Source organism: Nocardioides convexus (assembly GCF_011090295.1).
Genome location: NZ_JAAMYA010000001.1, coordinates 346,889 through 364,379, shown reverse-complemented (window position 1 = coordinate 364,379; position 17,491 = coordinate 346,889). Strand labels below are relative to the sequence as shown.

Below are 17,491 nucleotides of genomic sequence, written 5' to 3'. Positions count from 1 at the left end.
GGGTGCCACGCGCCACCGTGGGAGTGGCAGGCTTGCGGCGTGTCCTCCTCCTCCCGCCTGTCCGTGGTCGTCGCCGGCTCCTCCGGCTTCCTGGGTCGTCACCTGGTCGATGCGCTGCGCGAGCACGGTCACGACGTGACCACCCTCGTCCGACGTGAGCCCGGCGCAGGCGAGTCACGCTGGGCTCCCCAGGACGGCCAGGTCGACGCCGGCCTCGTGCAGGGCGCCGACGTGGTCGTCAACCTCGCCGGTGCCCCGCTCATCGGCAACCCGCACTCCCGCGCGTGGGCTCGCGACGTCCGCACCAGCCGGGTCACCACGACCGGCCTGCTCGCCCGCACCATCGCCGCCGCCCCGCAGCCACCGGCCCTCGTGAACGCCTCCGGCATCAGCCTGGTACGGCGACCACGGCACTGCGCCGCTCACCGAGGCCTCCGACACCCGCGGCCACGCCCTGCTCACCCGGGTGTGCCGGGAGTGGGAGGGCGCGGCCCAGCCCGCCCAGGAGGCCGGCGCGCGGGTCGTCCTCCTGCGCACCGCCCCCGTGCAGGACCGCAGCAACCCGCCGCTGCAGGCTCAGCGCCTGCAGTTCCTCGCCGGACTGGGGGGCCGGATCGGCTCGGGCAAGCAGTACGCCCCGCTGATCTCGCTGCGCGACTGGGTCGGCGGCGTGCGCTTCCTCGTCGAGCACCCGACCGCGGCCGGGCCGGCGAACCTCTGCGCGCCGCGGACTCCCACGAATGCCGAGTTCACCCGCGCCCTGGCCAGGCAGGTGCACCGCCCCGCGCTGCTCGCCGCGCCGGCACCGGCGATCAAGATCGCCGCCGGTCCGCTCGCCGACGAGTCTGCTCGGCTCGCTCAACGTGGCCCCGCGCACGCTGCTCGACCTGGGCTTCGACTTCGCCGACCCCGACGTGGACGCGATCCTCGCCACCGGCCTCATCCGTCGCTGAGCACCACCGCCCCGGCGAGCAGCCACCGCCCCGCCACCCGGCGGAGCTCGAGCCGGCGCCGGGTCGGCTGGTCCTGCGGCAGCGCGAGCCGCCCCGGCACCGCGACCGCGCCGACCAGCCGGTCGGTCACCACGAGCACCAACCGGGACGCTCCCCGCGCCCGCAGGCTCGACACCCAGCACCTGCATGCGCATGCCGTGCACCCGCAGGCCGCGCTCCTGCCAGCGGCGGAGCATCGCGACGTCGGCCTCGCCGGCGGGCGAGCCGCGCACGTAGAGCGCCCGCAGCGCGGCTGGGTCTCCCCGCTCCCAGGCGCTCGCCCGGGCCCGGTCCCAGTCGCGGAGCACGGCCAGTGCCACCACCGCTGCAGGCGGATCGGCCCGCGCTCCCGCACCGCCAGAGGAGGCACCCGGCGCGGTGGGCGTGGCCGCGGCTCGTGGGGCGGGCGCCGTGCCGCCGGGTGGGTCGGGCCGCAGAGCCGCCCAGCCCGCGAGGAGGCCGGCGACCACCACGAGCAGGGCCGTGAAGGCGAGGACGAGGCGGGATCCCGAGATGCGCATGGAGCGATGATGCGTCGGCTCCAGGGCCTCCGGGCGGTTCTCCACAGGGGAACCGCCCGGAGGTGGCTCAGTAGAGCTTTTCGGTCCAGCCGGCGGCTGCCTTGCCGTAGCCGACGATGTCGGCACCGGAGCCGTCGGTGGCGTTCTTGTCCCAGTAGGTGTAGACGTCGCCGTTGGTGAGGACGCCCAGCAGCATGCGCCCGGCCGGAGCGCCGCTGGCGGTGAAGCAGTCGCCGGTCGTGAGCACCTTGAAGCCGCCCCAGGTGGCGCTCTTGAGGTCCACGCGCGTCCACTGCTCGGGGTGGTCGAGCGGCACGGTGTACTCCACCAGGCTTGCCGTCGGTGGTGGTCGCCAGGAAGACGTCGGCGCGCCGCGTCGTGCCCGGCAGGGTCACCACCCGCTCCCACACCATCGTCCGGACGCCCTGCCACCCCGAGGTGCCGACGGTGACCCGCCCGTAGGGCGCCAGGCTCTTCGAGCCGGTCTCGTAGCGGTAGAAGCCGCCACCGTCGGTCAGCCCGTAGAGGTAGGTCGAGTCCGTCGTTCCCGTCCCGGTGTGGATGATCGAGCGGATGCTGGCCCAGGTGGCATCGACCACGGTCGCCGCGACGACGACGTCCTCGGTGCTGTTCTGCCCGACTGCGGAGATCCGGTAGAAGCCACCGGCCGGAGAGTTTCCGACGTAGAACGAGTTCACGTAGGGCCGACCGCCCGAGCCGCCGGGATCAGTGATGAAGCCCCGCGGCACGAACGCCAGCCGCCCCGGGTTGAAACGGTCCAGCCGGGAGCTCGGGATCCCGCCGTCGGTGTCGTAGGTCCGGCGCGTGATCTGTCCCGTGTCGGGCCCGCTGTCGACCACCCCGTCGAGGTGGATGAAGCACGATGCCGGTGGCCCGGCCTGCGCCACCGGCACCGGCGTCGAGCCTGGCGCCCGCCGGACTCCCCCGTCAGTGCCGCACCCAACGACCCCGTCAGGGCGGCCGTCAGCCCGACGGCGACGCGGAGCGTCGTTCGGGGGCCGGTCGATCTCTTCGTCATGGCGATTCCTCTCGGTCGATCTCTGCGACTCCGCCCGGCGGGCGCCGGCCGGTCAGTCCTGTTGCGCGCACGCTCACGTTCCACACGACCGCCTCGATGCCGCCCGGAGATCCCCCGCCGAGAGCGCCGGCGATCACCACCGGCGGGAGCAGGGGGAACCACACGGTCCGCACGAAGGAGATCCAGCCGGAGCGCCAGAATCCCGGCCACGCGCCGTCGGAGCGTCGTACGACGCGGGTGCCGAACAACGCGCACCCGAGGCTGCGACGGCCCGGCACGAAGAACAGCAGGAAGCCGTAGAGCCAGGCGATGCCGACCCACGCGAGCACCGCACCTCCGGCGACGACGCCGAGCGGCTCCCGCGGCAGCGCCAGCACGACGGCTGCGGTCGCGGTGAGGACCACCAGGACGTCGGCGAGGAGGGCCCCGGCCTTCGCCCCGTCGGTCGGCGACGCGACCTGGACGCCGTTCTTCAGGCTCCATCGACTCGGCGCGTCGGCGACCTTGATGTCGAGCTTCACGTCGTCGCCGTCCACCGAGGTGACCTTCACCGCCACGTCGTACGACGAGCCGCCGGAGGTCAGCGTGCAGGTCGTCTCCGCGCCCTTCTCGGCAGGGAGATCGTCCGGGCAGGAGACGTCGTCGGGCTCCTGGCCGACGGTGCGGGTGGTTTGCTCGCTCACCTGTCGCGCGACGTCGGACCGGGAGACCTTCTTCTCCCCGGCCGAGACCGACGCGTCGCAGCCCACGGCGGTGAGCAGGACGAGCGAGGCCGCGAGGGCCGCGACGCCCTGACGGGCGGACGGGTAGGGACGTGTGCGCATGGTGGAGGCTCCTCGGGTGGCGGACGGGACGGTGGGAGGGATGTCTCAGGCGGCGGTGCCGACGATCGCCGTGCTCGATCCCTGGTCCGCCGCCGGCCTCGTCGCGTGTTCCCGGTCTCGGTGCCGCCCGCTGGTACGTCGCGAGCAGGACGACGGTAGGCAGCGACTCCCGGTCGTTGGCGATCTCCCACCACCGGTACTGATACCGCGCGGCGACGGACGTGCTCACGGGGGCGTTCACGGGGCCGTCGGGAGGGAGAGGCTGGAGCCGAGGAAGGCGCCGATGGGCAGCACCAGTCCTCCGGCCAGGCAGACGAGCCCCCACCAACGGGCGAAGCCGCCGAGCCGCAGCACCACACCGGCCGTCGTCGCGGCCATGCCGGCGACCGAACCGGCCGCGGTGCACAGGGCGATCAGGTTGAGCCGCCGCTCGCAGCCGTCGGTCTCGCACGACGCCGCGCCCATCGGCAGCACCACGGCCATCAGGAGCAGGAACCCGGCTGCCAGGAAGGCCAGGACCGCCAGCACCACGACGACGACGTCGAGAGTGCGTGAGCGCAGCGGCCGCGCACGGCCCGCGGGGGGCGGCCACGGTGCACTCACGCGGCGACCGTAGGCGGCCTCGGAAGGGGGTTGGCGATCTCCCACCACCGGAACCGATACCGGCGACCGGAACCGATACCAGCAGCGGCCGCTCGGGGTGTCGCGCTCCTACACTCGCGCCATGACCTCGCACCTGTCCCGGGAGATCCTCGGTCAGGCTGATGCGAGACCTGCGCACGGCCTCCGAGCGGCCGTTGAGCGAGGTGGCCCGCGCCATCGGGTGCAGCCGCAGCCACCTCAGCAACGTCGAGCGCGGACGCGACGCACCGAACGCCGCGATCGTCACCTACTACGACCTGACCTTCCACGGCGACGGCCAGGTCTGGGACGCCTGGGTGGAGGTGACGTGCGGTCCGCGGCCCTTCCAGAGGCGGCAGCGCATCTCGACGGCGGAGTACCCCGTGCCCGGCGACGCCGCCGCCTTCGTCGGCGACGTGACCGTCCCCGACGGCGAGGTGCTGCTCCCCCGCACCCCGTTCACCAAGATCTGGCGGATCCGCAACACCGGCACGGTGCCGTGGATCGACCGCCGCTACGCACGGCAAGGCCCGGCCGGCGGGATCGGTGTGCCGACGTCCGCACCGTGGACCCTGCTCCCGGACACGATGCCCGGCGAGGAGGTCGACCTCGTCGTACCCCTCGTGTCCGGCCGGCTCGAGGGGACCACCCAGGCGCGCTGGAAGATGACCGACGCCGCCGGCTGGACCTGCTTCCCGCACGAGCACCCGGAGGGCGTCATGCTCCTGGTCGTCACGCGTGAGGACGCGCCCGCGTACGCCGAGCGCCGCCTCCTCCCGCCGATGCCCAGGCTGAGCGCGGAGTACCGTTGCCGACGTGACGCTCGACTTCACCGAAGCCGGCCTCGGAGCCGACGCGATCGACTACCTGGCGGCGTGGGACCTGCAGCGCTCGGTGCACGCGGAGGTCGTCGCGGGGACGCGTCCGGACACGGTCCTGCTGCTCGAGCACCCCGCCGTCTTCACCGCCGGCAAGCGCACCCGCCCCGAGGACCGGCCGCTCGACCCGGGCGGCGCCGCCGTCGTCGACGTCGACCGCGGTGGGCAGATCACCTTCCACGGCCCCGGCCAGGCTGGTGGGCTACCCGATCGTGCGCCTGCCCGACCACGTCAAGGTCGTCGACTACGTCCGCCGGGTCGAGGAGGCGCTGATCGCGGTCTGTGCCGAGCTCGGCGTCACCACCGCGCGCGTCCCCGGACGCAGCGGCGTGTGGCTCAAGGCCGACGCGCGCGGGCCCGAGCGCAAGATCGCCGCGCTCGGGATCCGGGTGAGCAAGGGCGTCACCATGCACGGCTTCTCGCTCAACTGTGACGTCGACCTGGGCTGGTACGACCGCTTCGTGCCCTGCGGGATCTCCGACGCCGGGGTCACCTCGCTGAGCGCCGAGCTCGGCCGCGACGTACCGGTCACCGAGGTCCTCGATGCCGTACGACGCCACGTGGCCGACCTGCTCGCCTGGGGCCCCTACGACGCGACGCCCGACTACGAGCCGCGTCCCGACCCGGCGAAGGCGCGGGGCGGCGTGGCGGTGCTGGCCTACCCCGCCCGCTGATGCCGGTCGCCCATCGCGTGCGGAGTACGCTGAGCGGGTGACTGCAGCACCCGAGGGACGCAAAGCCTTCTCCGCCTGGAAGTGCGCAACGCGGAGACCCCGATCGAACGCAAACCCTCGTGGATCAAGACCAAGGCCAAGATGGGCCCGGAGTACACCGCCCTGCAGAAGCCTGGTGAAGTCCGAAGGACTGCACACCGTGTGCCAGGAAGCCGGCTGCCCCAACATCTTCGAGTGCTGGGAGGACCGCGAGGCGACCTTCCTCATCGGTGGCGACCAGTGCACCCGGCGCTGCGACTTCTGCCAGATCGACACCGGCAAGCCGCAGCCCCTCGACCGCGACGAGCCCCGCCGCGTGGCCGAGTCCGTGCAGCAGATGGAGCTCAAGTACGCCACCATCACCGGCGTCGCGCGTGACGATCTCGCCGACGGTGGCGCCTGGTTGTACGCCGAGACGGTGCGCGCCATCCACGAGCCTGAACCCCGGCACCGGCGTGGAGAACCTGATCCCCGACTTCAACGGCCGCCCCGAGTTCGCTGGCCGAGGTCTTCGAATCCCGCCCCGAGGTGCTGGCCCACAACGTCGAGACGGTGCCGCGGATCTTCAAGCGGATCCGGCCCGCCTTCCGCTACGAGCGCTCGCTCGACGTCCTCACCCAGGCGCGGGCGTTCGGCCTGGTCACCAAGTCGAACCTCATCCTCGGCATGGGCGAGACCCGCGAGGAGGTCTCCCAGGCCCTGCGCGACCTGCACGAGGCCGGCTGCGAGCCTGATCACGATCACCCAGTACCTGCGGCCCTCGCCCCGCCACCACCCCGTGGAGCGGTGGGTGAAGCCGGAGGAGTTCGTCGAGTCTCGCCGCCGAGGCCGAGGAGATCGGCTTCGCCGGAGTCCTGTCCGGGCCGCTGGTCCGTTCGTCGTACCGGGCCGGTCGTCTGTATCGTCAGGCGATGGCCGCGCGGGAGTCGCGCGCCCAAGTCACCGCCTGATGGCCTGAGGAGAACGCAGCACCCCATGTCGAACACGCCCCTCGACCCGTCGACCATGAGTCGCCGCCGGCAGATCCTCGAGACCTACAAGATGACCCGCGAGGTCGACCCGGCCGCGCGCTGGTGGATGCTCGGCGCCTTCTTGGTGTTCGGCGGCATCGGGTTCGTCATCTTCCAGTTCGTGCTTCCCGGCGAGGGCACCTTCAGGCTGGTGCTGAGCATCATCGGCACCCTGCTCCTTGGCCTGCTCGGCGTGATGATCGTCTTCGGCCGGCGTGCCCAGCGCGCGGCGTTCCGCCGGCTCGACGGCCAGGCTCGGCGCCGCTGCTCGCGCGCTCGGCATGCTGCGCCGCGGCTGGGTCGTGGAGGACGCCGTCAGGCTTCAACAAGCAGCAGGACATGGTGCACCGCGTCGTCGGCCCCCCGGGCATCGTGCTGGTCGCCGAGGGCAACCCTTCGCGCGTCAAGCGGCTGCTGGTCAGCGAGCACAAGAAGCACGAGCGGGTGGCCGGGGAGTACCCCGTCCACGAGATCGTCGTCGGCAAGGACGAGGGCCAGGTCCCGCTCCCGAAGCCTGGTCCGCCACGTGCAGAGGCTCGGTCGCCAGGTGAAGCCCGCCGAGATCACCGAGATCCGCCAGCGGCTGCGGGCTCTCGACGCCCAGCGCCCCAAGGCTCCGATCCCGCGGGGTCCGGTGCCCACGTCGATGAAGGGCATGCGCGGCAACCTCCGCGGCCGCTGATTGTCAGTACTTTCCACATCTGGTTGTCAGCCTGTGGCACCTTCGCCCGGATCGGTTAGCGTCGTCACGCGCCCGGTCCGGGCGAAGTCTGTTCTCGGGGAGGAACAATGGGGTGGCTGCGCAGTCTCGCCGCGGTGGCGGCGTGCGGCGTCCTGCTGGCGGGCTGCTCGGACGACGAGCCCGACGGGCAACCGTCCCCGTCGCCGAGCGTGAGCACGACCGCTCCGGTCTCCCCCACGCCGTCGGCCGCGCCGGCGAAGGAGCCCGTGCTGCCCGCCGCGGCGAGGCAGCCGACGGAGGCGGGGGCGCGGGCGTTCATCGCGTACTACTGGGACCTGATCAACTATGCGCAGGTGACCGGGGATGTGAAGGCGCTGGAGAAGGTCTCGGGGCCGAACTGCGAGCGATGTCTGGCGGGTATCGATGCGATCCGGACGCTGTACGAGTCCGGCGGCCGACTGACGGACGCCCGTTACGAAGTCAGGCAGACCAGCATCAGGTCACTCAAGGTAGGCTGGCTCTGAAGTCGTTGCTTTCGAGATTTACCTAGATGTCAGCAATCAGGCACATCAGTCGATCTCTGTTGATGGCGCAACCAAAGAGTTCCAAGCATCCACGGTGTCCTACGTCGTGGACATTCTCTGCGCGGGCCGCTGGCGAGTTGATGTGATGGAGCGGGCGTAGTGTTTGCATCCGTCGCCTGCGTGCTCACCTGCGCCGTCGCCCTTTTTGTAGCTTGCGGATCCGGGCCAACCACCGCCTACCGTGCAACCCGGTTCCAGTGACGGTGGATTCTGGGCTGAGGCCGGAGACCGAGCCGGGACTTCATCGAGGCCGCCCGCCGTTTCGTCACCGTCCGGATCGATTGGGCATAGCCCGGCGCTCGCAGTTGGAGGTGGCGCATGCCCCGGCGCGATCGCTGTCGCGGGCTCTGACATAGATCTCACCTTCTGTCCCGCCGCCGACCCGAAGACCCCACCCGTCCTCACCGTCGGCCTCATCCGCTCCGCCTTCGCCGCGCTCCGCCTCCCGGCAGGCACCCTCGTCGTCCAGCCGCCCGACGGGCGGACCCTGGTCAACTTCGCCACGAACTTCTACACGACCAGCACCGCCCCGATCACCCGCACGGTGACCTTGCTCGGCCAGCGGGCCACCCTGGAGGCGACGCCGAGCCGCTACCGGTGGGAGTTCGGCGACGGGGAGTCGACCAGCACGACGCAGCCGGGGGCGCCGTACCCGCGCCTGGAGGTCACCCACGACTACCTGCGCAAGGGCACCTACCAGCCGCGGCTGGCGACGACGTACACCGGTCGCTACCGGGTGGGGAACGGCGGCTGGCGCGCGATTCCCGGCACGGTGACCGTCCAGGGCGGCGCGCAGGCGCTGCGGGCGATCGAGGCCAGGCCGACGCTGGTCGACCTACGAGTGAGGGTCACTTCATCAGGGAGCGCAGGGTGGCGAAGGTGACGGTCGAGGTCCCGGCGAAGAGGTCGTGCAGGCCCCGGCCGTCGGGACGGAAGACGAGCGGCGGGATGACCAGCGCGACGAGGACCTGACGGCCGAAGGCCTTGACGGGGCTCAGGCTTTGCGCAGACGCCCGTCCGCCGGCACCACGCAGAGCCCGGTGAGCAGGCTTTGCCGATCGAGCCCCCGGCGAGCCAGGTGAGCAGCGCGGACTCCAGCACGAAGACGGGCAGCACCATGAGCGAGGCGGTGGAGCCGGTGGTGGTGTACTCGTCGAGGCCGTAGATCGCGACCACCACGAGGGTGCAGATCAGCCAGTCGACGAGCAGGGCGAGGATCCGGCGGCCCCACGAAACGTTCTCGATCACTCCCCAAAACTACCGGGCGCCCCGGCCGCGCCCGCCCCGACCAACCTGTTACCTGCCCGAAACAATCGGGCGACTTCGCGAAATCTTCGACCCCTAGCGTTCACGTGCAGGTCGCCCGTGCGACCACCCCTGCAACGAGCACCAGGAGTTTCCATGACTGCGAACCCGACCCGTCTGGGCGCGATCCGCGACATCGAGGCGAACGAGGCACCGGCCGCGTTCTTCGACGTCGAGGAGAAGACCGGCGCCACCTACGGCGAGAACGTCTTCTCCCTCGCGGTCATGCAGAAGCGTCTGCCGAAGTCGGTGTTCAAGTCCGTCGCCGCGACCATCCAGAAGGGCGAGAAGCTCGACCCGGCGGTCGCCGACGTCGTCGCCTCGGCGATGAAGGACTGGGCGATGGAGAAGGGCGTGACCCACTACGCCCACGTCTTCTACCCGCTGACCGGCCTGACCGCCGAGAAGCACGACTCCTTCATGGAGCCCGTCGGCGACGGTACGGCGGTGTGGGAGTTCTCCGGCAAGACGCTGGTCCAGGGCGAGCCGGACGCCAGCCTCCTTCCCCAACGGCGGGATCCGGGCGACCTTCGAGGCGCGGGGGTACACCGGCTGGGACGTCCAGTCGCCGGCGTACATCCTGGAGAACCCGAACGGCAACACCCTGTGCATCCCGACGATCTTCGTCTCGATGACCGGCGAGGCGCTGGACCACAAGACCCCGCTGCTGCGCTCGCAGCACGCCATGTCCGAGCAGGCCAAGCGTGTCCTGACCCTCTTCGGCCACGAGGACATCGACAACGTGGTGTCGTACTGCGGGCCGGAGCAGGAGTACTTCCTGGTCGACACCTCCTTCGTGAACTCGCGCCCCGACCTGCTCAACGCCGGCCGCACGCTGTTCGGCGCGAAGCCGCCGAAGGGCCAGGAGTTCGACGACCACTACTTCGGCGCCATCCCCGAGCGCGTCCTCGGCTTCATGCACGACACCGAGCGCGCGCTGTTCAGAGCTCGGCGTCCCGGCCAAGACCCGCCACAACGAGGTCGCGCCCGGCCAGTTCGAGATCGCGCCGGTCTTCGAGCGCGCCAACCTGGCCTCGGACCACCAGCAGCTGCTGATGTCGACCTTCCGCTCGATCGCCAAGCAGCACGGCATGGAGTGCCTCTTCCACGAGAAGCCCTTCGCAGGCGTCAACGGCTCCGGCAAGCACGTGAACTTCTCGTTCGGCAACGGCAACCAGGGCAACTTCCTGAGCCCGGGCGACAACCCACACGACAACGCTCAGTTCCTCGTCTTCTGCGCCGCCGTCATCCGCGCCGTCCACCTGTACGGCGGGCTGCTCCGGCTCTCCATCGCCAGCGCCGGCAACGACCACCGTCTCGGAGCCAACGAGGCTCCCCCGGCGATCATCTCGATCTTCCTCGGCGACCAGGCTGCAGGACGTCTTCGAGCAGATCGCCTCCGGCGGCGCGACCTCCTCGAAGCAGAAGGGCGTCCTGTCCGTGGGCGTCGACACCCTGCCCGACCTCACCAAGGACGCCGGCGACCGCAACCGCACCTCGCCGATGGCCTTCACCGGCAACCGGTTCGAGTTCCGCGCGGCCGGCTCCAACCAGACGGTCGCCGCGCCGATGGTCGTGATCAACACGATCATGGCCGAGGCGCTGGACTACCTCGCCACCGAGTCCGGAGGCCGCGGTCAAGGGCGGCACGGAGTTCAACGACGCCGTCCAGTCGGTGCTGGCGAAGGTGATGGAGCAGCACGGCGCGGTCGTCTTCAACGGCAACGGGTACGCCGAGGAGTGGCACGTCGAGGCGGAGAAGCGCGGCCTGAAGAACCTGCGGACCACGGTGGACGCGCTGCCGGAGTACCTCTCCCCCGAGGCCAAGAAGCCTGTTCTCGTCCTACGGCGTGTTCAGCGAGACCGAGTCTGGAGTCCCGCTTCGAGGTCGGCGTGGAGCAGTACGTGATGACGATCAACGTCGAGGCGAACCTCACCGAGGAGATCGCGCGGACGACGATCCTGCCGGCCGCCGTGCGCTACCAGACCGAGTCTCGCCTCCAACGTGGCGGCGCTCAAGGCCGCCGGTGTCGAGGCCGACACCACCGACCTGCTGGCCGTCTCCGAGACTCGTCACGGCGCTGCGCTCGGGGCTCGCCGGCCTGGTGGACGCGCTCGCCGGCACCCACGACCACGAGGGGCTGGCGGAGGCGGCGTACCACCGCGACAGCGTGCTGCCCGCCATGCTCTCCGTGCGCGAGGCCGCCGATGCCCTGGAGGCCGTCGTCGCCGACGACCTGTGGTCGCTGCCGACCTACCAGGAGATGCTCTTCATCCGCTGACCTCAGCCGATCCCTCAGGCCGGGCCGCTCGCATCGCGGGCGCCCGGCCTGGTGGCGTTGGGCATCTTGTTACATGGGCGAAACAAACCGGTGACGGTCGGGAAACTGCCGGTTCGGTAGGTTGCGGGGAGGAAAGACGGCGCATCGCCGCGTCGTACCCCCAGACCGTCACCGGACTGACCGAATGGCTGGCTCCGCAGGTCAGCCAAGGAGGAACGAATGTTCAACAACAGCGAAGAGCCTGCTCAAGTTCATCAAGGACGAGGGCGTCGAGATGGTCGACGTCCGCTTCTGCGACCTGCCCGGCGTCATGCAGCACTTCACCGTGCCGGTCTCGTCCTTCGACCAGTCCGTCTTCGACGACGGCCTGGGCTTCGACGGCTCCTCGATCCGGGGCTTCCAGGCCATCAACGAGTCCGACATGCAGGCTCTACCCGGACCCGACGACGGCGTACCTCGACCCGTTCCGCAAGGCCAAGACGCTCAACGTCAACTTCTTCATCCACGACCCGATCACCGGCGAGGCCTACTCGCGCGACCCGCGCAACATCGCCAAGAAGGCGCTGGCCTACCTCGCCTCCACCGGCATCGCCGACACCGCTTTCTTCGCCCCTGAGGCCGAGTTCTACATCTTCGACAACGTGCGGTACTCCACCGGCGTCAACGAGGGCTACTACCACATCGACTCCGTCGAGGGCTGGTGGAACTCCGGCAAGGAGGGCGAGGACAACCTCGGCTACAAGACCCGCCTCAAGGGTGGCTACTTCCCCGTCGAGCCCTACGACCACTACTCCGACCTGCGTGCGGACATGGTCAAGAACCTCGAGGCTCTGCGGCCTCCAGGTCGAGCGTGCGCACCACGAGGTCGGCACCGCCGGCCAGGCGGAGATCAACTACCGCTTCGACACGCTGCTCAAGGCCGCGGACGACGTGATGAAGTTCAAGTACCTCATCAAGAACACCGCCTGGGAGCAGGGCAAGTCCGTTACCTTCATGCCGAAGCCGATCTTCGGCGACAACGGCTCGGGCATGCACGTGCACCAGTCGCTGTGGAAGGACGGTTCGCCGCTGTTCTACGACGAGACCGGCTACGGCGGTCTCTCGGACCTCGCGCGCTGGTACATCGGCGGCATCCTGCAGCACGCCCCCGCGCTGCTCGCCTTCACCAACCCGACGGTGAACTCCTTCCACCGCCTGGTCCCCGGCTACGAGGCCCCGATCTCGCTGGTCTACTCCTCGCGCAACCGCTCCGCCTCGGTCCGGATCCCGATCACGGGCACCAACCCCAAGGCCAAGCGGATCGAGACCCGTTTCCCCGACCCGTCGGCGAACCCGTACCTCGCGTTCTCGGCCCTGATGCTCGCCGGCCTCGACGGCATCCAGAACAAGATCGAGCCCGCCGCCCCGATCGACAAGGACATCTACGAGCCTCCCGCCGGACGAGATGGCCGAGATCGCCCAGGTCCCGACCTCGCTGGGTGCCGTGCTCGACGCGCTGGAGGCCGACCACGACTTCCTCACCGTCGGTAACGTGTTCACCCCCGACCTGATCGAGACGTGGGTGGACTTCAAGCGGGTCAACGAGATCGCGCCGGTGCAGGCTGCGCCCGCACCCGCACGAGTTCGAGCCTGTACTACGACCTGTGATCACTTGTCACGTAGTACTCGAACTCGCTCTTGGGAAAGAGACCCTGGCAACGGCGCCACCGAGAGTCCGAGGTACCTCAGACCCACCTCGGTGATTTTTCGCGACGTCTCCGGGCGCGTCCACGTGGGAAGGGCTAGGTGACTAACCGTGAGCCGGACCAGGGCGTCCGCCGCGTCGGACACTTCTTCGGCGACCATGTCTGGGAAGTTCGAGGTTACCCAGTTGACCAGCGACCTCGTCGCCAGGTCGAGCAGTCTGCGCTGACGTTGTGAGCAACGGCAGGATCCCGGTCGCCGACTGCGAGGAGAGACTCGCCGTTAGAGATCAGCACGGCCCTGAGGAGAGGGCTGCGTTCGGCTTCCTCCAGCGTGAAGTCGACGGCAGCCGCGAGTCCGCGACCGGCATCGGCGCGGTGATGGGCCAGCACCTCCTCGATTCCGTCGATAAATCGCGCCGCCTCCCGGAGGACCACGGCCTCGCCCAACCCGGGCTTGTCCTTGAACTCCTTGTACAGCAGGGCACGTGAGACGCCGACGGCGTCGGCGATCTCTCCCATGCGGACTCGTTCCCATCCGCGCTTGACGATCAGGTCGTGGGCGGTCTCGAGGACCGCGGCGCGGACGTGTTCGCGGTACCGATCCCGCATCGTTGGAGGTGCCACAATGAACAGACTAGCCAGAATGTCACTCTCTGGACTGGTGCCGCGCTCGCACGACAATGTGACAGACTAGGTTGCCAGCATCCGTTTTCGGACAACCTCCACTTTCTGTCTCTAGGATGAAGTACATGGCTAGGCTCTCAGCAACGTGTCGTCAGCCCCTACCCCCACCGCCTGGGCGGTCACTGCGGCTCCGGCGCGATGCGGGACCTGCTGGAATGGGCCGGACTTGGGTGGAACGGCCCTCCTGACGAAGGACTCGTCTTCGCACTGAGCGGCTCCCTGGACCTCGCATACGTCAGGGACACCGAGTCTCATGCCCCCGATCTACCTCGTGGGCCGCGGAGGCGACCTGGAGACAGACCTGCCGATGCGCCTGGGGGCAGCGGTCTCGGTGCACGCCACCGACGACCCGAGCGAGGGATGGGGTTGGGTGCGTGACTCCATCCAGCGTGGCCGCCCAGCCCTCGTGTGGGCGGACATCGCCGAACTGCCGTACCTGCGGGTCCAGGCTCCAGATGAGCAGGCACGACATCGTGGTCATCGGGTACGACGACGAGCATCAGATCGCGCACGTCGTCGACAACGACCGCGAGGACGTGCAGATGGTGCCCTACGAAGCGCTGGCCAAGGCGCGGTCCTCGCAGGGCTTCCCCGTCCCGACGCGTCACACCTTCTTGGACATCGAGTGGCCCCAGAAGCCTCCCTGACCTGAGGGTCGCCAGCCGTGCCGCGTTCGCCCAGGCGGCCGCTGCCATGACCGCCTCGGACGGACCGTCGATCGTCTCTGGCAGCGACCCGGCGGTGGGAGCCACCGGACTTGCCGCCGTCGACCTGTTCGCCGACGATCTCCCGCGATGGCCCGAAGTATTCCCCGACGACGTACTGCACCTGCTCCTCCTCGGCCTGAGCGCGTTCGTCGAGAAGGCAGGTACCGGCGGCGGACTCTTCCGCAAGTCTGCTGGCCAGCGGCGCGCACGACATTGCCCGGCTGACCGACGACCCTGCGGCCACAGCGGTGTCCGACAGTGCCCGTCGCTGCGCCGCGACCTGGTCGCAGGTCGCGTCCCAGGCGCGCAGCGACGGGGCGCCGGCCCGCGAGCGTGCCCGTGAGGCAGCCCGGGTCGCCGCCGCACTCCCAGAGGCTGGAGCGGGAGCTCGTGCGCGCGCTCGAGGCCGCCGGGGCTGCCACGCACACCCGGGCGGTCGTCTGGTGAACGGCCAGCACGAGCCGAGCGATGCGGTGGCGTCCGGGCACTTCGTCGACAGCGACCACCCGGCAATCCGTCAGTTCGCCTCATCGGTGGTGGAGGGGGCAGACGACCCACGCGAGCGTGTCCGGCGGCTCTTCGCGGAGGTCCGCGACCGCCTTCGCTACAACCCGTACGGCCTCACGCCCGATCGCGACCACTACAAGGCCAGGCTCCATCTTGAACGGCGGCCCCACCTGGTGCGTCCCGAAGGCGGTGCTGCTCACCGCCAGCCTTGCGCGCAGTCGGGATTCCGGCCCTGCTGGGCTTCTCCGACGTGCGCAACCACCTGAGCAGCGAACAACTGCTGTCGGTGATGGGCACCGATCTCTTCGTCTACCACGGGTGGACCGCCGTCCACGTCAACGGTCACTGGCACAAGGGCTCGCCGGCCTTCAACACCGAGTCTGTGTGAGCGGTTCGGCGTTCCCCCGCTGGACTTCGACGGGACCCAGGACGCGCTGCTCCACGCCGCAGACGGCGCCGGTCGTCGACACATGGAGTACGTACGAGAGAGAGGGACCTACCTCGACCTCCCGTACGACGACATCATGCGGACCCTGCACGAGACCTACGGGCCCGGCCTGACGCAGAGCGGCACCGCGGGACCGGTCCGCCAGGATCCCGCCTTCGAACCGTGAGAGTCAGCATCGGCGACCACGCCGCTCGATCGATGCCGCCAGGGGCACGGTTCACCGATCCGCCGGGACCCCTGCCAGGCTGATCGACCATCGCGGTAATGGCGGCCTCCAACCGCCGACACCCTTCCTTCACAGCCCAGGTCTCCCCCAGGTCGTGGAGGTCGTCGAGGGGGACCGGGGGCCCCACGACAAGGCTCACCCGTCGACGCCAGCCCAGGCGAAGACGCCCACTGTAAGGAGGGAGGATCTCCTGCGCGCCCCACTGCGCCATCGGGAGAAGGGGAACAGACGCCGCCAAAGCGACGCGGACGGCGCCGGACTTCATCGCCATGGGCAGTCCGTCCTCTCGCTTCGTGATGGAGCCCTCCGGGTAGACCAGGACCAGTTGACCTCGCGCCACGGCTTCCACGGCACTGCGATAGCCAGCCTGTCCCGCCGACCGGTCGACCTCGACGTGACCTGCGGAGCGGAACCACCACCCCACGACCGGGACCGCGAAGAGGCTGTCCTTGGCCAGGAACCGGGGCACCCGTCGCTGGGCGAGGATCATCTCCGCGACCAGCAGGGGGTCGATGTGCGACACGTGGTTCGCGGCGAGCACCGCGCCGCCGGACCTTGGGACGTGCTCGACACCACGCCAATCCGGGCGACGCAGCACGAGCAGGATCGGCTTGCACACCAGGATCGAGAGCCACCACGCGAAGCCCCTGGCCTCGGCACCGAGGCGTCGATCGGTCCTGAGCACCTCTCGGATCACCCGACGAGTGTAGACAGATGCATGGCAAACGTCCTGCGTGGAGACAAACTAGAGTTTGCGTCACCGTCCGTCCGTCCGTCCGTCGTGACCCTCGAGGAGCCGATCATGAGCGACCTTCCCGCCACTTCGACCGCGCAGCCGAACCGCTCGTCATGAGCGGCTACCACGAGCACGGTCCCGCTGCGCCGACGACGTTGGCGGCGTGGATCAGTGCCATGTCGCGACCACAGCCATCCGAATCGGGCCGCCTCCCCTCACACTCCCCCACCTGCGCGGGATGCGGCACGGAGAACCCCGCCGGGCTCGCCCTGCAGGTCGACGCCACCGAGGCGGGCGTGCGCTGCGTGCACCGCTTTGACCACCGCCAGGAGGGTGCGCCCGGGATCACCCACGGCGGTCTGGTGGCGGCGGCGTTCGACGACCTCTTCGGATTCCTCCTCTACCGCGTCGGAGAGACTCGCCGTGACCCGGTCACTGACCGTCGAGTACCTCCGGCCGGTCCTGTTGGGGACCGAGTACGAGTTCACGGCCCGCGTCCGCGACCATGCGGGACGACGACTGCGCGTGGACGCCGAGGCGGTCGACCAAGTCGGCGACAAGGTCGCCACCGCGCACGCGACGTTCATCGTCGTCGACCTCCAGCACTTCGAGCAGGGCATGGCCACGACCGGTCCCTGACATCCTCATTCCGCGACGAACGGCTCCAGGCTCGACCGCGGGGTCGAGCGGGATCCCGTGGCCGGCCAGCGCATCCTGGAGCACGAGGGTGACGTGACCAGCGAGCCGTCCGACCATGACGTCCAGGGACTCGTCTCGCTGGTCGAGCCACCAGATGACGGTGGCATCCACCATCCCCATCACCCCGACCAGAATGCCTTCAGGAAAGCTCGCCACACCCGATTTGGTGTAGCCGCGGGCAGCCGCAGCGATCTCGTCGAGGAGGCGCGACCGCCCCATCCGGGCACGATGCAGGGTCCGACTCTGCCCACGGGCTGCCAGGAAGCGGTAGAGATGCGGATGCTCGTCGGCCCAGGTGGCGCAGGCGCGCACCAACCCCTCGACGACCTGCTGAGGCGTGCCTCGTCG

General features: G+C 69.9%; 23 protein-coding genes and 7 pseudogenes. 22 read left to right on the top strand and 8 right to left on the bottom strand.

Annotated elements, in window-relative coordinates; translation table 11 throughout:
* Positions 1 to 39: 39 nt before the first annotated feature.
* Positions 40 to 1,479: an NAD-dependent epimerase/dehydratase family protein gene (locus G5V59_RS02685; RefSeq protein ID WP_278255499.1), complete on the top strand. Its 1,440-nt coding sequence runs from the start codon at positions 40 to 42 to the stop codon at positions 1,477 to 1,479.
* 101 nt (positions 1,480 to 1,580) lie between these two features.
* Here the strand turns inward: G5V59_RS02685 and G5V59_RS02680 are convergent, their stop codons facing one another.
* The 3 genes from G5V59_RS02680 to G5V59_RS02670 form a co-directional block, all read right to left on the bottom strand.
* Positions 1,581 to 1,841, bottom strand: coding sequence for a hypothetical protein (locus tag G5V59_RS02680; protein ID WP_278255498.1), 261 nt, complete (start codon positions 1,839 to 1,841; stop codon positions 1,581 to 1,583).
* A 707-nt stretch (positions 1,842 to 2,548) separates the two neighbouring features.
* Positions 2,549 to 3,376, bottom strand: a complete 828-nt coding sequence (locus G5V59_RS02675; RefSeq protein WP_278255497.1) for a DUF4333 domain-containing protein — start codon at positions 3,374 to 3,376, stop codon at positions 2,549 to 2,551.
* 237 nt (positions 3,377 to 3,613) lie between these two features.
* Entirely contained in the window at positions 3,614 to 3,979 is a 366-nt protein-coding gene (locus tag G5V59_RS02670; protein ID WP_278255496.1) for a hypothetical protein, read from the bottom strand.
* A 161-nt stretch (positions 3,980 to 4,140) separates the two neighbouring features.
* Here G5V59_RS02670 and G5V59_RS02665 point away from each other — a divergent pair.
* From G5V59_RS02665 to G5V59_RS02630, 8 genes and pseudogenes are all read left to right on the top strand, one after another.
* Positions 4,141 to 4,683 (top strand): annotated as a pseudogene (locus G5V59_RS02665) (NBR1-Ig-like domain-containing protein); the annotation flags it as partial.
* 181 nt (positions 4,684 to 4,864) lie between these two features.
* A pseudogene (lipB, locus tag G5V59_RS02660) lies at positions 4,865 to 5,549 on the top strand (lipoyl(octanoyl) transferase LipB).
* A gap of 75 nt (positions 5,550 to 5,624) precedes the next feature.
* A pseudogene (gene lipA / locus G5V59_RS02655) lies at positions 5,625 to 6,538 on the top strand (lipoyl synthase).
* A gap of 25 nt (positions 6,539 to 6,563) precedes the next feature.
* Positions 6,564 to 6,842, top strand: a pseudogene (locus G5V59_RS02650) (DUF4191 family protein); the annotation flags it as partial.
* Between the two features lie 95 nt (positions 6,843 to 6,937).
* Positions 6,938 to 7,051, top strand: a pseudogene (locus G5V59_RS02645) (DUF4191 family protein); the annotation flags it as partial.
* A gap of 61 nt (positions 7,052 to 7,112) precedes the next feature.
* Positions 7,113 to 7,280, top strand: a complete 168-nt coding sequence (locus G5V59_RS02640; RefSeq protein ID WP_278259595.1) for a DUF4191 family protein — start codon at positions 7,113 to 7,115, stop codon at positions 7,278 to 7,280.
* A 134-nt stretch (positions 7,281 to 7,414) separates the two neighbouring features.
* Positions 7,415 to 7,804, top strand: coding sequence for a DUF6318 family protein (locus tag G5V59_RS02635; protein WP_278255495.1), 390 nt, complete (start codon positions 7,415 to 7,417; stop codon positions 7,802 to 7,804).
* A gap of 604 nt (positions 7,805 to 8,408) precedes the next feature.
* Positions 8,409 to 8,747, top strand: coding sequence for a PKD domain-containing protein (locus tag G5V59_RS02630; protein WP_278255494.1), 339 nt, complete (start codon positions 8,409 to 8,411; stop codon positions 8,745 to 8,747).
* Between the two features lie 111 nt (positions 8,748 to 8,858).
* Here G5V59_RS02630 and G5V59_RS02625 read toward each other — a convergent pair whose 3' ends face one another.
* Positions 8,859 to 9,095 (bottom strand): hypothetical protein, encoded by a 237-nt coding sequence (locus G5V59_RS02625; RefSeq protein ID WP_278255493.1) that lies wholly within the window; start codon positions 9,093 to 9,095, stop codon positions 8,859 to 8,861.
* A 170-nt stretch (positions 9,096 to 9,265) separates the two neighbouring features.
* Between G5V59_RS02625 and G5V59_RS02620 the strand changes: the two genes are divergently transcribed.
* The 8 genes and pseudogenes from G5V59_RS02620 to G5V59_RS02585 all read left to right on the top strand — a co-directional run bounded on the left by G5V59_RS02620 (position 9,266) and on the right by G5V59_RS02585 (position 13,240).
* Positions 9,266 to 10,225 carry a glutamine synthetase III gene (locus G5V59_RS02620; protein ID WP_278255492.1) on the top strand — a complete coding sequence of 320 codons (960 nt, stop codon included), beginning with the start codon at positions 9,266 to 9,268 and terminating at the stop codon, positions 10,223 to 10,225.
* Positions 10,159 to 10,860, top strand: a pseudogene (locus G5V59_RS02615) (hypothetical protein); the annotation flags it as partial. The gene G5V59_RS02620 and the pseudogene G5V59_RS02615, both read left to right, overlap by 67 nt.
* Positions 10,845 to 11,078, top strand: coding sequence for a hypothetical protein (locus G5V59_RS02610; RefSeq protein WP_278255491.1), 234 nt, complete (start codon positions 10,845 to 10,847; stop codon positions 11,076 to 11,078). The pseudogene G5V59_RS02615 and the gene G5V59_RS02610, both read left to right, overlap by 16 nt.
* Positions 11,020 to 11,451 (top strand): hypothetical protein, encoded by a 432-nt coding sequence (locus G5V59_RS02605; protein WP_278255490.1) that lies wholly within the window; start codon positions 11,020 to 11,022, stop codon positions 11,449 to 11,451. The genes G5V59_RS02610 and G5V59_RS02605 overlap by 59 nt, the downstream gene beginning before the upstream one ends.
* Before the next feature lie 184 nt (positions 11,452 to 11,635).
* Positions 11,636 to 12,067 carry a glutamine synthetase gene (locus tag G5V59_RS02600; RefSeq protein WP_278255489.1) on the top strand — a complete coding sequence of 144 codons (432 nt, stop codon included), beginning with the start codon at positions 11,636 to 11,638 and terminating at the stop codon, positions 12,065 to 12,067.
* Positions 11,952 to 12,227: pseudogene (locus G5V59_RS02595) on the top strand (type I glutamate--ammonia ligase); the annotation flags it as partial. The gene G5V59_RS02600 and the pseudogene G5V59_RS02595, both read left to right, overlap by 116 nt.
* Positions 12,208 to 12,981 carry a glutamine synthetase gene (locus G5V59_RS02590; RefSeq protein ID WP_278255488.1) on the top strand — a complete coding sequence of 258 codons (774 nt, stop codon included), beginning with the start codon at positions 12,208 to 12,210 and terminating at the stop codon, positions 12,979 to 12,981. The pseudogene G5V59_RS02595 and the gene G5V59_RS02590, both read left to right, overlap by 20 nt.
* The gene (locus G5V59_RS02585; RefSeq protein ID WP_278255487.1) at positions 12,896 to 13,240 is read left to right on the top strand and encodes a hypothetical protein; all 345 of its coding nucleotides are present in this window, start codon (positions 12,896 to 12,898) and stop codon (positions 13,238 to 13,240) included. Before G5V59_RS02590 ends, G5V59_RS02585 begins: the two co-directional genes overlap by 86 nt.
* A 73-nt stretch (positions 13,241 to 13,313) precedes the next feature.
* Here the strand turns inward: G5V59_RS02585 and G5V59_RS02580 are convergent, their stop codons facing one another.
* Positions 13,314 to 13,745: a TetR/AcrR family transcriptional regulator gene (locus G5V59_RS02580; RefSeq protein ID WP_278255486.1), complete on the bottom strand. Its 432-nt coding sequence runs from the start codon at positions 13,743 to 13,745 to the stop codon at positions 13,314 to 13,316.
* Between the two features lie 213 nt (positions 13,746 to 13,958).
* Between G5V59_RS02580 and G5V59_RS02575 the strand changes: the two genes are divergently transcribed.
* The 3 genes from G5V59_RS02575 to G5V59_RS02565 are packed head-to-tail and all read left to right on the top strand — an operon-like array spanning position 13,959 to position 14,870.
* Positions 13,959 to 14,198, top strand: a complete 240-nt coding sequence (locus G5V59_RS02575; protein ID WP_278255485.1) for a hypothetical protein — start codon at positions 13,959 to 13,961, stop codon at positions 14,196 to 14,198.
* Positions 14,083 to 14,472, top strand: coding sequence for a BtrH N-terminal domain-containing protein (locus G5V59_RS02570; protein WP_278259594.1), 390 nt, complete (start codon positions 14,083 to 14,085; stop codon positions 14,470 to 14,472). Before G5V59_RS02575 ends, G5V59_RS02570 begins: the two co-directional genes overlap by 116 nt.
* Positions 14,469 to 14,870, top strand: a complete 402-nt coding sequence (locus tag G5V59_RS02565) for a DUF4872 domain-containing protein (RefSeq protein ID WP_278259593.1) — start codon at positions 14,469 to 14,471, stop codon at positions 14,868 to 14,870. The genes G5V59_RS02570 and G5V59_RS02565 overlap by 4 nt, the downstream gene beginning before the upstream one ends.
* A gap of 184 nt (positions 14,871 to 15,054) precedes the next feature.
* Here G5V59_RS02565 and G5V59_RS02560 read toward each other — a convergent pair whose 3' ends face one another.
* Complete coding sequence (locus tag G5V59_RS02560; protein ID WP_278255484.1) at positions 15,055 to 15,234, bottom strand: hypothetical protein; 180 nt, start codon at positions 15,232 to 15,234, stop codon at positions 15,055 to 15,057.
* Between the two features lie 50 nt (positions 15,235 to 15,284).
* Between G5V59_RS02560 and G5V59_RS02555 the strand changes: the two genes are divergently transcribed.
* Positions 15,285 to 15,422 (top strand): hypothetical protein, encoded by a 138-nt coding sequence (locus G5V59_RS02555; RefSeq protein WP_278255483.1) that lies wholly within the window; start codon positions 15,285 to 15,287, stop codon positions 15,420 to 15,422.
* Positions 15,423 to 15,556: 134 nt separating this feature from the next.
* On the opposite strand, the gene G5V59_RS02550 is transcribed toward G5V59_RS02555, so the two are convergent.
* Both G5V59_RS02550 and G5V59_RS02545 read right to left on the bottom strand, forming a co-directional pair.
* Entirely contained in the window at positions 15,557 to 16,231 is a 675-nt protein-coding gene (locus tag G5V59_RS02550) for a lysophospholipid acyltransferase family protein (RefSeq protein ID WP_278259592.1), read from the bottom strand.
* A gap of 428 nt (positions 16,232 to 16,659) precedes the next feature.
* The gene (locus tag G5V59_RS02545) at positions 16,660 to 16,797 is read right to left on the bottom strand and encodes a hypothetical protein (protein ID WP_278260264.1); all 138 of its coding nucleotides are present in this window, start codon (positions 16,795 to 16,797) and stop codon (positions 16,660 to 16,662) included.
* Between G5V59_RS02545 and G5V59_RS02540 the strand changes: the two genes are divergently transcribed.
* Positions 16,778 to 17,083: a thioesterase family protein gene (locus G5V59_RS02540; RefSeq protein ID WP_341351118.1), complete on the top strand. Its 306-nt coding sequence runs from the start codon at positions 16,778 to 16,780 to the stop codon at positions 17,081 to 17,083. The genes G5V59_RS02545 and G5V59_RS02540 overlap by 20 nt on opposite strands.
* Positions 17,084 to 17,491: the final 408 nt, after the last annotated feature.

Bases quoted from the DNA above. Each gene is read 5' to 3' on its own strand.
- G5V59_RS02675 (WP_278255497.1), bottom strand. From the start codon at position 3,376: ATGCGCACACGTCCCTACCCGTCCGCCCGTCAGGGCGTCGCGGCCCTC.
- G5V59_RS02620 (WP_278255492.1), top strand. From the start codon at position 9,266: ATGACTGCGAACCCGACCCGTCTGGGCGCGATCCGCGACATCGAGGCG.
- G5V59_RS02600 (WP_278255489.1), top strand. From the start codon at position 11,636: ATGGCTGGCTCCGCAGGTCAGCCAAGGAGGAACGAATGTTCAACAACA.
- G5V59_RS02585 (WP_278255487.1), top strand. From the start codon at position 12,896: ATGGCCGAGATCGCCCAGGTCCCGACCTCGCTGGGTGCCGTGCTCGAC.
- G5V59_RS02580 (WP_278255486.1), bottom strand. From the start codon at position 13,745: ATGCGGGATCGGTACCGCGAACACGTCCGCGCCGCGGTCCTCGAGACC.
- G5V59_RS02575 (WP_278255485.1), top strand. From the start codon at position 13,959: ATGCGGGACCTGCTGGAATGGGCCGGACTTGGGTGGAACGGCCCTCCT.